This is a genomic window from Cryobacterium sp. Y62, from assembly GCF_002929785.1.
Taxonomy (GTDB): domain Bacteria; phylum Actinomycetota; class Actinomycetes; order Actinomycetales; family Microbacteriaceae; genus Cryobacterium.
Genome location: NZ_PJJK01000105.1, coordinates 70,928 through 84,129, shown reverse-complemented (window position 1 = coordinate 84,129; position 13,202 = coordinate 70,928). Strand labels below are relative to the sequence as shown.

Genomic DNA, 13,202 nt, shown 5'->3' with positions numbered 1-13,202 from the left:
TTCCTGATTCTCGCCCTACGTCACACGGCGGACTTGCTGTTAGCTACTGGCCTCACCCAACCCTGGCACGTAGGGTTTCCGCGGGGTCGAACCACGCAACTGCACGAGCCCGTTCTGGGTCTCGATGCGCTCGATCATGTTTTGTTCGAGGTGTTCGCAAACCAACCGGATCAGTGCGCCCATGCGAAACCGGGTCGGTTGAATCGGCGCAATACCCGCGGCGATCAGCGGCGCACTGGTCACCGGTCCGACGGCGGCCGCGCAAACCCGAGTCTGTAACGCTGCAATGAGCTCGGGGTAGACATCCATTCCCTCCGCCGCGGTGAACAGGGCATGCACGGCCGGTGCGCTCGTGAACGTGACGCAGTCCAGCTGGCGGGAGCAGATGGCTTCCACGAGCTTGTAGACGCGCTCATCGGTGTCATCCATGGCGATCCAGCGGTACGGAGCCACGACCAGCACGCGCTCGTGCACCGCGCGCAGGCGATCGAGTTGCACCTCGTCGGTGGCTCCGTGCACCTGGATGCCAATGGTGAGCCCCGGGGGATACTCGGCTAAAACCTTGTCAACGAGCGAGGCGGTGGTCTCCGAATCACTCATGCCGGAGTCGTCCAGCCCGGTGGCGCGAATGCCGCCGCGTGCCTTGGGTCCACGCACCAGAATCGTAGTGTCGGCCAGTGCGTCGGTCAGGCCGGAGCCGATGCCAACGGCCTCGGCCACTTCGAACCAGCGTCGCACGCCGTAACCGGTTGTCGCGAGCAGAATATCGGGTCGAGCGGCGATCAGAGTTCTGGTGTCAGTGAGCAGCGGACCGTCCTGCTCGGAGTGGGCAATCCGCAGCGTCGGTGCGTGCACGACCCGCGCGCCGCGTCGTTCGAAGGCGTCGATCAGATCGCTCGAGCGGCGATCACTTGTCACGCCGATGCGAAATCCCTCGAGCTGGTTCGGCTGCAGAAGCGGGGCAGTGACATCAATAAGCTCGGTCGCTTTCGGCAGGCGTACGTTGTGCGCGTGCAGGTTCGGTGCTGGCAGATGTGCGGTGGATGCCGCGGACTCGCCTCCCGAAACCGGCCCGACCACGTCGTTTGTCGCCACCATCAGTCGGCCACCGAAAATTCGGCGGCGCGGGCAATGAGGTCGTTCGCGGCGGCGTCACCGCTGAAGGCGAGGCGCACGACCTCGCCGACGACAAGCACGGCGGGGCTGCGCACGCTGGCTGCGGCCGCATCGGCCAGCACCGTGGCGAGCGTGCTCACGGTCGTGCGCTGGGTAGCACTGAAGCCGCGCTCAATAATCGCAACCGGCATGCCGGCGGGCATGCCGTGGCGCAGCAGGCCCTGGCTCAGGGTCGGCAGCGTGCCGACACCCATCAAAACGACGATGGTGCTGCCGAGCAGAGTGAGGCCCTCGAGCTCGTTATCGGTGAGCGGCGCGTGGCCGCTGATCACGGTGAATGCGTGGCTGATACCGCGGTGGGTGAGCGGAATTCCCGCCGCGGCCGGCACCGCGATCGCACTGGTGACGCCGGAAATCACGGTCACCGGAATGCCGTTGCGATGGCAGGCCAGAACTTCTTCGCTGCCGCGCCCGAAGATGTAGGGGTCGCCTCCTTTGAGCCGCACTACGCGCTTGCCTGCCAGGGCATGTTCGACAATGAGTTCTTCGATACCGCTCTGCGAGACCGGATGGCTGCCGGCGCGCTTGCCGACGTCGATGAGGACCGCAAGGGGCGCGAGCAGGGCGAGTTCGTCGGTCGGGGCGAGGCGGTCGAACAACACGACATCCGCCTGAACAAGGGCAGCTACCGCTGCCACGGTCAGCAGCCCGGCGGCGCCGGGGCCGCCGCCCACGAGTGTGACTGATCCGCTGCTGACTGACCCAGCCGTTCGAAAATTCTGGGCTGTCATTTGCTTACTCATTTCGTACAGGAATGCGGCTTCCACTTAGGAGAACAGTACCCGACGAGGCTCGCTCGGCCGGGGTCGCCGGCCGGATTTGGTCACGCTCCGTAACGAGCGCGATGCTCGGGTCGGGTTCGGTCGGCGCGTTCACGAAGGAACGGAACCGGCGCAACCGCTCTGGATCGGCGAGTGTCGCAGCCCACTCGTCTTCATAGTTGTCGACGTGAGCGCGCAGGGCTTGTTCGAGTTCCTCTGCCAGGCCCAGCAAGTCATTGATGACGACGTCGCGCACATGCGCCAGGCCGCCCTCGAGGTCTTCCATCCAGCGGGCGGTGCGCTGCATGCGATCGGCCGTACGAATGTAGTACATCAGGTAGCGATCGATGTATTTGATCAGGGTTTCTTCGTCGAGGTCGGTCGCGAACAGCTGCCCGTGCACTGGCTGAAAACCACCGTTGCCGCCGATATACATGTTCCAGCCGTTGTCGCTTGCGATGATGCCGACATCCTTCGCCTTGGCCTCTGCACACTCCCGAGCGCAGCCCGAGACCCCGAACTTGAACTTGTGCGGCGCGCGCAGCCCGCGATAACGCAGTTCGAGACGGATCGCGAGGCCGACGGCATCCTGCACCCCGAACCGGCACCAGGTCGAGCCGACGCACGATTTCACGTTGCGCAGCGCCTTGCCGTATGCCTGCCCGGATTCGAATCCGGCGTCGACCAGGATGCGCCAGATGTCGGGCAGCTGCTCCAGCCGGGCGCCGAACAGGTCGATCCGCTGGCCGCCGGTGATCTTGGTATAGAGGTCGAAATCGAGCGCAACCTGCGCGATCACGGCGAGTTTGGTCGGGGTGATTTCGCCGCCGGGAATGCGAGGGACGACCGAATAGGTGCCGTTCTTTTGCATGTTGGCCATGGCGCGGTCGTTGGTGTCCTGCAGGCTACCGCGGCCGGAATCCAAAATGTAGGCGGTGTTCTGGCTGGCCAGAATCGAGCCGACGGCGGGCTTGCAGACATCGCAGCCGCGGCCGATGCCGAAGCGTGAAAAGATTTCATCGCTCGACGTGAGCCCGAGCACCCGCACCGATTCGAACAGTTCCTGGCGGCTGAGTTCGAAGTGTTCGCACAGCGAGTGCGACACCGTTTGACCGGATGCCGTCAGCTCGGCCTCGAGGATCTTTTTGACCAGTGGCACACACGACCCGCACTGGGTGCCGGCGCGCGTGCACCTCTTGAGCGCACCGAGTTCGGTGCAGGCGTCATGAGCATTTTCAGTTCCCGGGTCGTCGCCGCGCACAGCCTGCCGTACCGCGCCGGCCGACACCATGTTGCAGGAGCAGACCAGCGCGTCGTCGGGCAGTTCGGCGCAGGCCGGAGCCTCGGCTCCGGCTGCTGAGAGATACGCGGCGGGTTCACTGCTGAGCTCGCGGCCGACCATCGGACGCAGGGCCGAGTAGGGCGTAGCATCACCGACGAAGATACCGCCGAGCAGGGTCTTGGCGTCGTCGGTCATCACAAGTTTTTGGTACAGGCCTCGGGCCGGGTCGGCATAGACGATTTCGAGCGAACCCGCTGTGGTGGCGAGGGCGTCGCCGAAACTTGCGACGTCGACGCCGGAGAGCTTGAGCTTGGTGGCATCGTCGACGGTTGCGAACTCGGCGCTGCCGCCGAGCAGCCGGTCGGCCTCGGCCATGGCGTTGGCCGGGGCGACGAGGCCGACGCAGCGGTCATTCCAGCTTGCAACCTCGCCGATCGCCCAGATGTTTGCATCGCTCGTGCGGCAGTCGTTGCCGATCGTGACGCCGCCGCGGTCCCCGACGGAGAGTCCGGCGTTGCGGGCCAGCTCGTCGCGCGGGGAGATGCCGATCGCGTAAACGACCATATCGGCGGCGATTTCGCGACCAGTGCCGAGTTGCAGGCCGGTCACGGCGGTGTTGTCGTCGTTCGTGAGTATGGTGCGGGCCCGGGTGCCGAGGTGCAGTTCGATTCCTTGGGACACGATGATCCGGCCGAGCGCTTGTCCGCCGCCCTCGTCGAGTTGGGCCGACATCAGCCAGCCGCCCGAGTGCACGATGGCGGACTCGGCGCCGAGCTTGTGCAGTCCGCCGGCCGCTTCGAGGCCGAGCAGTCCGCCGCCGGCCACGACGACCTTGGGGGTGCGGCCGAGTGAGGCTGTGAGGGCGGCGAGTTCGTCGACGAGGGCGTCGACGTCATCGAGGGTGCGGTACACCCGAATGTGTTCGTGACCGGGCATCTCCGGTACGGGCGCGCTCGACCCGGTGGCGAGCACGAGGTCGTCATACTCGAGCACGGCTCCGGCCGAGGTCGTGACGGTCTGGTTGACCCGGTCGATGCGGGTGGCGCGTTCGTTGATGCGCAGCGCGATCCGTTCGCTGTCCCACGGGGTGCTGGGCTTTAAGGTGAGGTCGATCATTCCGGCGAGCCGCTGGCTCAGTGCTACCCGGTCATAGGGGCGGTGGTTTTCCTCGGCCAGCACGACGATCGACAGGGTGTGCTCGGTGTCGCGGGAGTGCAGAGCGTCGGTGAGCCGGTGCGCGGCCGGGCCGCCGCCGATCACGATGACCCGGCGCAGCGTCTCGGCAGCGGGAATGGCGGCATCCGCTTTGCTCGTCGATGTGACGGCGTGTGTCGCAGCCCCAGCGGTCGTTGTGGGGTCTGGGGCAGAATACGCGGAAGCGGTTTCATTCGAAGCTGGCATCAGCATCCTTTCGAAGCGGGGCATTTGTGAGCGTAGTTTGGGGCAGTTTCCCACTCGTGTCGCTCGTGTGTCCCGTGCTGGTCGAAAGCCCCACAGCGACGCAGCCTCGCTGTGAGGCGAGTTTCACGGCGAGGAAACATAGTGGGCGACTGGCCGAAATATGGCTCGCCTACCGTGGGACCAACGCACAAACGCGACACCGCCCGATAAAATCCCCTGGAAGCGCACGATGACGATGACGATGACAACGGCCGAGATTCGCCCTACTGCCGCGCTGACCCGCCCCACCCTGGTCTGGGAGCGCGCCTGCGCCGTGGCCGATCTGGAACCCTGCTGGGGTGAAGCGGCTCTCATCCGCAAGAACCAGATCGCCCTGTTTTTGCTCTCACCCACCGAGATCTATGCCGTCGACCACCGCGACCCACACACCGAGGCCCACGTCATGGCCCGCGGCATCGTCGGCTCCAGGGGCGACCGCCCCACCATCGCCTCACCGCTGCATAAAGAGGTGTACGACCTCGGCACCGGGAAATGCTTCACCAACCCGACGCTCGTGCTGAACACCTACGAAACCCGCGTCGTTGGCGGTTTCATCGAGGTCGCGGTCGAGACCGCATATCTCGAGGCGGCATGACCCTGCTCGGCGAACGACTCAGCACCGAGCAGGTGCGAACCACCTCGGCTCACACCCAGCAGACCCGCACCGACCCGTTGCGAGCCGATCGACTCCGCATCGATCAAGCGGATGCCGCGCAGAAGACGGCATTACCCGCCGCCCTCGTCGCCATCTCGCACGGCACGAGTTCTGCTGACGGGCAGGCCGCTATCACCGCCCTCGTCGATGCCGTCGCGCTTGCGCGCCCGGATCTGGGCGTGGCCGGCGGTTTCGTTGATGTGCAACAACCGGATGTCGCAGCCAGCCTCGGCGCGTTGCGTCCGAATCGTGCCGCAGTGGTGGTGCCCCTGTTGCTTTCCGCCGGCTATCACGTGCACGTCGATCTGCAACGCGAGACCTGCGTGCCCGGCCGCGTGACCACCGTCTCCCGGGCACTTGGCCCCGATGGTCGCCTCATCGATGTACTCGAGCACCGGCTGCATGCCGCCGGATTCACCGCCCTGCCCGGCCGCGAGGTCGTTCTCGCCGCTGCCGGTTCTAGCGACAAACGCGCGGTGGCGGACTGCCGCCGGATCGGCGAGATGCTGGCGGAGCGCCTCGGCGTGCGTGTCACGGTCGGTTTTCTGTCCGCGGCCACGCCTCGTCTGGCCTGCGCCGTCACGGAGGCCCGGCTGCGCAGCGGCAGCGTCACAGTGAGTACCTATTTGATGGCACCGGGATTCTTCTTCGATCTGACCCGCGCCCAGAGCGTCGGTGCCGAGTTGGTCACCGCTCCGCTTTTGGTTCCGGGCGCCCCGGTCCCCGCTCCGTTGGTCGATTTGGTCATCGACCGGTACCTCGAGGCGAAAGCGAACCTCGGACTCTTCTAGAATTTGACCATGCGCATCGACATCGTCACCATTTTTCCCGAATTCTTCGATGTGCTCAATCTGTCGCTGCTCGGCAAGGCTCGCCAGAGCGGACTGATCGAACTCGGCGTGCACAACCTGCGCGACCACACCTACGACCGGCACCACTCGGTCGACGACACGCCCTATGGCGGCGGTGCCGGCATGGTCATGAAGGCGGAACCGTGGGGCGCCGCCCTCGACGCCATCCTCGGCGCCGAAATCCCGCGCGTCGACGCAGCCACCGACGGCCCGATCCTCATCTTTCCCTCCCCGGCTGGCGATCAGTTCACTCAGGCGATGGCGCGCGAACTCTCGCTGGAGCAGCATCTCGTTTTTGGCTGTGGCCGGTATGAGGGTATCGACCAGCGCGTCGTCGACCACTACGAGGCCCGCGGCCGGGTGCGTTTGGTCAGCCTCGGCGACTACGTGCTCAACGGGGGAGAGGTCGCCGTGATGGCCATGATTGAAGCCATCGGGCGCCTCATCCCCGGCGTCGTCGGCAACCCAGACAGCCTCGTCGAGGAATCCCACGAAGACGGCCTGCTCGAGTACCCGAGCTATACCAAACCGTCCAGCTGGCGCGGCCTCGACGTACCGCAGGTGCTGCTCAGCGGTAACCACGGCGCCATCAGCACCTGGCGTCACCAGCAGCAGATCGAACGCACCGAACGGGTGCGCCCCGACCTGATGTCGCCCGATCTTCTGCCCCCAGCGAACGCCAAGCAAAGCCCCAGCCGTCGTCGATAAACTGGCCCGGTGATCATCCGCCGCACCTTTTACCACTGGCAATTCATTGCCGCCGGAGCGCTGCCGCTCTGGCTCCTCGTCGGGTCCTCGATCTTCGGATCGGGCGCCTGGGCCGTTCTGGGCATCTTCTTCGGAGCCGTGCTCATCGGCCTGGGGCTTCTCCTGGTCGCTCTCCTCTTCTATGCGCGTAAAGAGGTGCGCGAAACCCGCGCCGTCTCCTACGCCGACGTCGGCGTTCTCACTCTCTGGCACGCGCTCATCATCGCCATTCCTTTTTCAACGGATGCCGCCGGCTGGCTCAGCGTGCTGGTCATCGTCGGCGGACTCGCCGTGTTCTGGTTCGCGCTCTGGGAGCTGTTCGACTCCGCCAAGCGTCGAATGCGCGCGATGGTCGACCGGGTGGAGCAGACGGCACGCGGGCAGTCTGCACCGGCCGCGCCGGGATATCCACTGCCCTATGCGGCGCCGAAGACGACCAAGCCAACACCAGGCTTTGGTCGCCCTGGCACCCCCGAGGTCATCGTCATCGAAGAGAAACGCGACCGGGCCTGACAGCGGGGTCTGTTCCAGGGGCCCGACTTTGCAGCCGGGCTCGGATCATGGCACAATAGCTGATTGTGCCGCTGCAGGACTCTGCCACAGGGGAACCTGCACTTCGCGGCGCACATCCTCATACTGATTGCTTCGAATGAAGCACCTAGCGTAGTCGACCTGTGGCGGGTACAGAGAGCGAAATAATATGCATATTCTCGACGCGGTAGACGCCCCATCGTTGAAGAAGGATCTTCCTGACTTCCGTGCCGGCGACACCGTCAAGGTTCACGTCAACATCATTGAGGGAACCCGCTCTCGGATCCAGGTCTTCCAGGGAGTCGTCATCGGCCGCTCCGGCGAAGGCGTGCGCGAAACGTTCTGCGTTCGCAAGGTCAGCTTTCAGATCGGCGTCGAGCGTACCTTCCCGGTGCACTCCCCGGTCATCGACCACATCGAGATCGTGACCCGCGGTGACGTTCGTCGCGCGAAGCTGTACTACCTGCGCGACCTGCGTGGCAAGAAGGCCAAGATCAAGGAAAAGCGCTAACTTTCGCGCCAACCCACGATCCAGCCGGATTCGCTTGAGCTCCCCATCACCTAAACTGATGGGGAGCTCAGGCGGTTAAATGACAGATGAAGTGCTCGCGTCCAGGTCCGATCATCGGGTGTCAGAGTCGAAGAGGTCCCGAAGCAAGATGGCACGAAGTACACAGGCGCCCAGCAGGAAGCGCAGCGTCTTGCTCTTTATTCGCGACCTGTTGATCATTTTCGTGGTGGCCCTGCTCATCTCGTTTCTGATCAAGACCTTTCTGATTCGGTCGTTCTACATCCCGTCCGGGTCGATGGAGAACACCCTGCAGGTAGACGATCGCATCATCGTTAACCAGCTCGAACCCGAGCTCATCCCAATCACGCGCGGCGATGTCGTCGTATTCAAAGATCCGGGCGGATGGCTGCTGCCGCAGGCCGAGATCGTGCAAAACCCGATCGTCGCCGGCGCCGACTGGCTGTTCTCGGTCGTGGGCCTGTCTGCCCCCGACAGCAACGACCACCTGATCAAACGGGTCATCGGCCTGCCCGGTGACCACGTCGTCTGCTGTAACGCCCTCGGCCAGATGAGTGTGAACGACGTTCCGCTCGATGAATCCGCCTATGTGCTGCTGCCGGCCGGCGAGGACAAGGTCTCTGACATTGACTTTGATGTGACCATCCCGGACGACTCGCTGTGGATGATGGGGGACAACCGCTACAATTCCAAGGATTCCCGTTTCAACGGCGAGACTGCCGGTCAGGGCTATGTGCCCGTCGAGAATGTCGTCGGGCGGGCGCTCGTCGTGAGCTGGCCGTTGGCCCATTGGGCCTGGCTCGAGGAGTATCCCGACGTGTTCCGCGAGGTCGAGCAGGGCTTCGAGTAGTGGCGGTGTCCGATCCCACCCTCGAGGTGGAGTTCGACCTGCTGCACCGCGGCGCGAGCTTTGTGATCGGGTGTGACGAGGTCGGCCGCGGTGCCCTCGCCGGGCCGGTGGCCGTCGGATTCGCCGCGGTGAACGCATCCGTTCAGACCATGCCGCAGGGCCTGCGCGACTCAAAGATGCTCAGCGAGCCGCGCCGAGAACTACTTGCGCCGCTCGCCGCGGCGTGGGCGACGTTTTCCGCTGTCGGACTCGCCTCGGCCGCGGAGGTCGACGAACTCGGCATCATCGCCTGCCTTGGTCTGGCCGGCAAGCGTGCCCTGTCTGACCTGTATGCGCAGGGCGTCGACGTGGCGGGTAGCGTCGTGTTGCTCGACGGCAGCGACGACTGGCTGAACAAGGCGCTGGCTACCCCGCTCAACGTCGTGACCCGCGTCAAAGCCGACCGCGACTGCGGGTCGGTGGCGGCGGCATCCGTTATTGCGAAGGTACACCGCGATCGTCTGATGATCGCGGCGCACGACGACGAACCCGGCTACGGCTGGGCGTCGAACAAGGGCTACGGCAGCGCGGCGCACATGAGCGCGATCGACCTGCTCGGACCGAGCGCTTTACACCGAAAATCGTGGCTGAAAATCTCATTGTAAGATGAAGTCACCATGGAAGAAGACGAAATCGAGGACTACGACCGCGAGGTCGAGTTAGCCCTGTATCGGGAATATCGAGACGTCGTTGGCCAGTTCCAGTACGTCGTCGAAACCGAACGACGCTTCTACCTCGCAAACGAGGTCGAATTAGTACGCCGTGACACTGAGCACGACTTTTATTTCGAACTGACCATGAAGGACGTCTGGGTCTGGGACGTATACCGCTCTGACCGGTTCGTGAAGTCGGTGCGCGTGCTGACCTTCAAGGACGTCAACGTAGAAGAGCTCGCGTCGAAAGACTTCGAACTCCCCAAGGAACTTGCGCTCGACGAATAAGGAATGACTCCGGGGGCCGCAGGTGGCCGGACATGTTCCGTCTAACTGACTAACGATGGTTTAGGAAGGCAACCCTGTGATTCAGGACGCTGATCGTGCCCGTGCTCTGTGGAGCAACCGCGAGTCCATGGCCGAGGCGATGATTCCCCTGATCGGGCGCCTATACCGCGACAACAATGTGGTCACCAGCGTCTACGGGCGTGGCCTGGTCAACCGGTCGGTCATCGGCCTGCTCAAGGCGCACCGCTTCGCGCGTCATATAGCGGATGTCGAGTTGCCGCTCGACGAGACACTGCCGATTCTGCAGACCATCGACGGCCTCAACCTCGGAGCAGCGTCGATCGACCTCGCCCGGCTCGCCCTCGGCTTTCGGCAACAGAACGGCCGCGTCACCCTCGAGGAATACCTGCGTGCTGAACTCGCCGACGTCGTCGGCCAGCACGGACTCGACGATCGGACCAGTACCGACGTCGTGCTCTACGGCTTCGGTCGCATCGGCCGGTTGCTGGCGCGCATCCTGATCGAGCATGCCGGTGGCGGCCAGGGCTTGCGCCTGCGGGCGATCGTCGTGCGGCGCGGATCTGCCAACGATCTGATGAAGCGCGCGAGCCTGCTGCGCCGCGACTCGGTGCACGGCCCGTTCGAGGGCACGATCACCATCGACGAAGAGAACAACACCATCCTCGCCAACGGCACGCTCATCCAGGTGATCTACTCGGGGGACCCGGCCAGCGTCGATTACACGCAATATGGCATTCACGACGCCATCGTCGTCGACAACACCGGTAAATGGCGCGATGAAGAGGGGCTATCGCAGCACCTGAAATGCCCCGGAGTGTCCCGGGTGCTGTTGACCGCGCCGGGCAAGGGCGTGCTCAAGAACATCGTTCACGGCATCAACCACGGCGACATCCTGGCGAGCGACCGCATCATCACCGCGGCGTCCTGCACCACGAACGCAATCACCCCGGTGCTCAAGGCGATCAACGACCGCTACGGCATTATCGACGGCCACGTCGAAACGGTGCACTCCTTCACCAACGACCAGAACCTCATCGACAACTTTCACTCCGGCGACCGTCGCGGTCGCTCGGCCGCGCTCAACCTGGTGATCACCGAGACCGGTGCAGCGAAAGCCGTTGCCAAGGCTCTGCCCGAGCTCGCCGGCAAACTCACCGGCAACGCGATTCGCGTGCCCACGCCCGACGTATCGATGGCCATCCTCAACCTCAACCTGGCCGTCGCCACCGAGAAGGACGAGCTCAACACTTATCTGCGCACCATGTCGCTGCACTCCTCGCTGCACCGGCAGATCGACTACATCGATTCCCCCGAGGTCGTCTCGAGCGACTTCCTCGGATCGCGTCGGGCCGGTATCGTCGACGGGCTGGCCACCATCGTCACCGAGCAGAAGGCTGTGGTCTACGTCTGGTACGACAACGAATTCGGCTACAGCTGCCAGGTCATCCGGGTGCTCGAGGAGATGGCCGGCGTGAACACGCTCATCTTCCCGGCCATCCTCGCCGTCGAAACCCGTGAGCCGGTCGCCTAACCCGTCTTACTTGTATTGCTTTCCGGGCGCGGAAAGCGGGCCCATGATCTATCGTGGGCTCGCTTTCGTACGGTAGCCCCAGCAGCGAGGACGCGGGTCGGCGCTCGGGCTGGCGTACCCTTTCCCGGAGATCAGCAAGTCTCGGCCCGGAGCGAAATCAGGGTACGGGTTCGCAGATGACCACCGGAATGTCACGATCGGTTTTCTTCTGGTATGCGCCATATCCGGGGTAGGCGGCGACAATGCGCGGCCACAGTGCGGCCTTCTGCGCGGATGACGCGGTGCGCGCCAGAAACGGACGCGTCACCCCGCGAATAGTCAGGTCCACGTTTGGCTGCGCCACGAGGTTGAGATACCAAAACGGATGCCGGTCATCGCCGCCCTTGGACGCCACCAGCACGTACCGCCCGCCCTCGTGAATCGGCGCCGTGAGCATCGTCGACCGAGGAAGCCCGCTGCTGCGGCCGATCGTCTGGAGCTCAACGGTTTGCATGGTGCCGATGGTCCAGCCGAGGCGTCCGCCGGAGAGAGCCAGCAGCATCCGGTGCCCGCCGTTCATCACCAGCATGCCGAGGTCGGTCGCCCGGTGGCGCAGAGTTTTCATAGGCCCAGCGTACGTCGGCTCTGACGATAGGTTGGAGGAATGATTCCAACAACGATGCTCAGCACGATTCTTCGCGAAGCCGGCTCGGCGCGCCCTTACGCCGACAGCCGCCCGCTGACGTTTGAGCAGGTTCCGGTACCGACGCCGCGTGCCGGCGAGGTACTCGTGCGCATCGAACGGGCCAGCCTCTGCCGCTCAGACCTGTCGGTCATTGATGGTTCGCGCCAGCGCCCCTTGCCGATGGCGCTCGGCCATGAAGCCGCGGGAACCGTTGCCGGGCTCGGCGAAGGTATTGACGACCTCAAGGTCGGCGACCGGATCGTTCTCGTGTTCGTGCCGAGCTGTGGCGAGTGCCGGGCCTGCCTGGCCGGGCGGCCAGCACTCTGCCACCGCGGCGCCGAGGCCAATGGAACCGGCGACCTGCTGCACGGCCCGGCGGTGCTGGCGAGCGACGTTGGGGAACGCATCAACCACCATCTGGGCGTCTCGGCCTTCTCGCAGTACGCGGTTGTCGCCCGCGAATCGGTCGTGGTGATTGATCAGGACGTTCCCTTTGACATCGCCGCCATGTTCGGCTGCGCGGCCCTCACCGGCATCGGCGCCGTGCTCAACACCGGCGCGCTCGCGCCCGGCCAATCGGTAATCGTGTTCGGACTCGGCGCGGTCGGCCTGATGGCGGTCATGGCCGCCGCGCAGGTCGATGGCACGACCGTGATCGCCATCGATCCGCTGCCCGAAAAACAAGCCCTTGCCCTGCGCTGCGGCGCCGACCACGCTGGATCGCCCGACCAGGCCGCGGAGCTCGTGAACACGTATGCCAACGACGGTGTCGACCTCGCCATCGAGGCGGTCGGCAGTGCCCGGGTCATGGAGGCGAGCCTCGCCCTTCTCACCCGTGGTGGCGCGCTCGTCTCGGTCGGTCTGCCGCACCCCGAGCAGTCCATCACGACGCCGGCGCTGCAGTTCGCTGGGCTCGGCCGCCGGCTGCTCGGTTCCTATATGGGCGACTCCGTGCCGAGCCGGGATATTTCGGCTTATCTGCAGCTCTGGCGCGACGGCAAGCTGCCGGTCGAGCTGCTGCACACCGATACGCGTCCGCTCAACGACCTCAACGAGAGCCTTGATGCGCTCGTCGCCGGCGAGATCGTGCGACGCCTGTTCGTAATGCAGGACGAGTAGCACGGCCTGTTCGTGCAGACCCCCCGGGTAGCCTCCTCCACAGCGCCCGGGTCGCCGCGTTCTGC

General features: G+C 64.8%; 14 protein-coding genes. 10 read left to right on the top strand and 4 right to left on the bottom strand.

Going from position 1 to position 13,202, the window contains the following annotated elements; all coding sequences use genetic code 11:
• Positions 1-39 precede the first annotated feature (39 nt).
• The 3 genes from CXY71_RS09770 to nirB are packed head-to-tail and all read right to left on the bottom strand — an operon-like array spanning position 40 to position 4,620.
• Complete coding sequence (locus CXY71_RS09770; RefSeq protein WP_104135436.1) at positions 40-1,098, bottom strand: uroporphyrinogen-III synthase; 1,059 nt, start codon at positions 1,096-1,098, stop codon at positions 40-42.
• Complete coding sequence (cobA, locus tag CXY71_RS09765; protein ID WP_233198358.1) at positions 1,098-1,907, bottom strand: uroporphyrinogen-III C-methyltransferase; 810 nt, start codon at positions 1,905-1,907, stop codon at positions 1,098-1,100. Before cobA ends, CXY71_RS09770 begins: the two co-directional genes overlap by 1 nt.
• A 4-nt stretch (positions 1,908-1,911) precedes the next feature.
• Positions 1,912-4,620 (bottom strand): nitrite reductase large subunit NirB, encoded by a 2,709-nt coding sequence (gene nirB, locus CXY71_RS09760; protein WP_104135450.1) that lies wholly within the window; start codon positions 4,618-4,620, stop codon positions 1,912-1,914.
• A gap of 235 nt (positions 4,621-4,855) precedes the next feature.
• Between nirB and nirD the strand changes: the two genes are divergently transcribed.
• The 9 genes from nirD (at position 4,856) to CXY71_RS09715 (ending at position 11,354) form a co-directional block, all read left to right on the top strand.
• Positions 4,856-5,254: a nitrite reductase small subunit NirD gene (gene nirD / locus CXY71_RS09755; protein ID WP_104135449.1), complete on the top strand. Its 399-nt coding sequence runs from the start codon at positions 4,856-4,858 to the stop codon at positions 5,252-5,254.
• On the top strand, positions 5,251-6,105 hold the full coding sequence (locus CXY71_RS09750) for a sirohydrochlorin chelatase (RefSeq protein ID WP_104135434.1): 855 nt from the start codon (positions 5,251-5,253) through the stop codon (positions 6,103-6,105). Before nirD ends, CXY71_RS09750 begins: the two co-directional genes overlap by 4 nt.
• 9 nt (positions 6,106-6,114) lie before the next feature.
• Positions 6,115-6,873 (top strand): tRNA (guanosine(37)-N1)-methyltransferase TrmD, encoded by a 759-nt coding sequence (trmD, locus tag CXY71_RS09745; RefSeq protein ID WP_104135433.1) that lies wholly within the window; start codon positions 6,115-6,117, stop codon positions 6,871-6,873.
• A gap of 9 nt (positions 6,874-6,882) precedes the next feature.
• Entirely contained in the window at positions 6,883-7,425 is a 543-nt protein-coding gene (locus CXY71_RS09740) for an MFS transporter (protein ID WP_104135432.1), read from the top strand.
• 187 nt (positions 7,426-7,612) lie between these two features.
• Entirely contained in the window at positions 7,613-7,954 is a 342-nt protein-coding gene (rplS, locus tag CXY71_RS09735) for a 50S ribosomal protein L19 (RefSeq protein WP_092108884.1), read from the top strand.
• Between the two features lie 148 nt (positions 7,955-8,102).
• Entirely contained in the window at positions 8,103-8,822 is a 720-nt protein-coding gene (lepB, locus tag CXY71_RS09730; RefSeq protein ID WP_104135431.1) for a signal peptidase I, read from the top strand.
• The gene (locus CXY71_RS09725) at positions 8,822-9,466 is read left to right on the top strand and encodes a ribonuclease HII (protein WP_104135430.1); all 645 of its coding nucleotides are present in this window, start codon (positions 8,822-8,824) and stop codon (positions 9,464-9,466) included. Before lepB ends, CXY71_RS09725 begins: the two co-directional genes overlap by 1 nt.
• A gap of 12 nt (positions 9,467-9,478) precedes the next feature.
• Positions 9,479-9,802 carry a DUF2469 family protein gene (locus CXY71_RS09720; protein ID WP_092449218.1) on the top strand — a complete coding sequence of 108 codons (324 nt, stop codon included), beginning with the start codon at positions 9,479-9,481 and terminating at the stop codon, positions 9,800-9,802.
• A gap of 76 nt (positions 9,803-9,878) precedes the next feature.
• Positions 9,879-11,354, top strand: coding sequence for a glyceraldehyde-3-phosphate dehydrogenase (locus tag CXY71_RS09715; RefSeq protein WP_255411388.1), 1,476 nt, complete (start codon positions 9,879-9,881; stop codon positions 11,352-11,354).
• Between the two features lie 157 nt (positions 11,355-11,511).
• Here CXY71_RS09715 and CXY71_RS09710 read toward each other — a convergent pair whose 3' ends face one another.
• Positions 11,512-11,958 (bottom strand): nitroreductase family deazaflavin-dependent oxidoreductase, encoded by a 447-nt coding sequence (locus CXY71_RS09710; protein ID WP_104135429.1) that lies wholly within the window; start codon positions 11,956-11,958, stop codon positions 11,512-11,514.
• Positions 11,959-11,997: 39 nt separating this feature from the next.
• Here CXY71_RS09710 and CXY71_RS09705 point away from each other — a divergent pair, with 39 nt between their 5' ends.
• Positions 11,998-13,137 carry an alcohol dehydrogenase catalytic domain-containing protein gene (locus CXY71_RS09705; RefSeq protein ID WP_233204580.1) on the top strand — a complete coding sequence of 380 codons (1,140 nt, stop codon included), beginning with the start codon at positions 11,998-12,000 and terminating at the stop codon, positions 13,135-13,137.
• Positions 13,138-13,202 lie beyond the last annotated feature (65 nt).